Consider the following 1,321-nt stretch of genomic DNA (forward strand, 5'->3'; position numbering starts at 1 on the left):
ACATCGGCGGGTTGCCGTGCTTGCGGCTCGGCAGGTCGGCGTGCTTGGTGCGGAGCATGGCCAGTGAGGAGGCCAGCACGGCGCGGGTCTCGGCGGGGTCGATGACGTCGTCGACGAGGCCGCGTTCGGCCGCGTAGTAGGGGTGCATGAGCTCGCTCTTGTATTCCTTGATCTTCTGGGCGCGCATCGCGTCGGGGTCGTCGGCCCCGTTGATGTCGCGGCGGAAGATCACGTTGGCGGCGCCCTCGGCGCCCATGACGGCGATCTCGTTGGTCGGCCAGGCGAAGGAGAGGTCCGCGCCGATGGAGCGGGAGTCCATCACGATGTAGGCGCCGCCGTAGGCCTTGCGCAGGATCAGCTGGATCCGCGGGACGGTGGCGTTGCAGTAGGCGTAGAGCAGTTTCGCGCCGTGGCGGATGATGCCGTCGTGCTCCTGGTCGACGCCGGGCAGGAAGCCGGGGACGTCGAGCATGGTGACCAGCGGGATGTTGAACGCGTCGCACATCTGCACGAAGCGGGCGGACTTCTCGGAGGCGTTGATGTCGAGGACGCCGGCGAGGGACTGCGGCTGGTTGGCGATGATGCCGACCACGTGGCCGTCGATCCGGGCGAGCGCGCAGATCACGTTGGTGGCCCAGCGCTCGTGGACCTCCAGGTACTCGCCGTGGTCGACGATCTCCTCGATCACCTTGCGCATGTCGTAGGGGCGGTTGCCGTCGGCGGGCACCAGGTCGAGCAGGGTGTCGTTGCGGCGCTCGACGGGGTCGTCGCTCGCGACGACGGGGGGCATCTCGCGGTTGTTCTGCGGCAGCAGCGACAGCAGGTAGCGGACCTCCTCGATGCAGGAGGCCTCGTCGTCGTAGACGAAGTGGGAGACGCCGGAGACGGAGGAGTGCACGTCGGCGCCGCCGAGGCCGTTCTGGGTGATCTTCTCGCCGGTGACGGCCTGCACGACGTCGGGGCCGGTGATGAACATCTGCGAGGTCTCGCGGACCATGAACACGAAGTCCGTCAGCGCCGGGCTGTAGGCGGCGCCGCCCGCGCACGGGCCGAGCATCACGGAGATCTGCGGGATCACCCCGGAGGCGCGGGTGTTGCGCTGGAAGATGCCGCCGTAGCCGGCCAGCGCGGTGACGCCCTCCTGGATGCGGGCGCCGGCGCCGTCGTTCAGCGACACCAGGGGCGCGCCGGCCGCGATGGCCATGTCCATGATCTTGTGGATCTTCTGGGCGTGGGCCTCGCCCAGCGCGCCGCCGAAGATCCGGAAGTCGTGCGCGTAGGTGAACACGGTGCGGCCGTGGACGGTGCCCCAGCCGACGAC

The 1,321-nt window shown here is 69.3% G+C and carries 1 protein-coding gene; it reads right to left on the reverse strand.

Annotated features, from left to right (window positions below):
• On the reverse strand, positions 1 to 1,321 hold a 1,321-nt coding region (locus ACWEMJ_RS34145), incomplete at both ends, for an acyl-CoA carboxylase subunit beta (RefSeq protein ID WP_452141028.1).

The sequence above is a fragment of the Kitasatospora sp. NPDC004531 genome, from assembly GCF_053602195.1.